The 206-nt window shown below is 44.2% G+C and carries 1 protein-coding gene; it reads right to left on the bottom strand.

The window, feature by feature from the left end; all coding sequences use genetic code 11:
- Positions 1–206: hypothetical protein (locus HMPREF2991_RS11415; protein WP_257371873.1), on the bottom strand; the 206-nt coding region annotated here is incomplete at both ends.

The raw sequence follows: 206 nt of genomic DNA, 5'->3' as shown, positions 1-206 counted from the left end.
TTATCAGTGATAGTAGCATCCTTGTTGATGTCATCGATAGTTGATTTTTCGATTTTTTCTAGGGTAGCGATTAAATCTGAGCGAACTTTGGCTGCTTCTTCCGCTGCTTCCTTGTCGGCTGCAGCGAGCTTAGCTTGGTCTTGGATTGAAAGTTGAGATTGAGTTTTTGCTTCGGCCGGTGTCACCTGATCACTGTCTTCTGCTAA

Origin of the sequence: Streptococcus sp. HMSC072D07 (assembly GCF_001814835.1) — a bacterium.
Classification (GTDB): domain Bacteria; phylum Bacillota; class Bacilli; order Lactobacillales; family Streptococcaceae; genus Streptococcus.
Note: the sequence above shows the minus strand (reverse complement) of the source record. Positions and strands in the feature narration are given on the sequence as shown.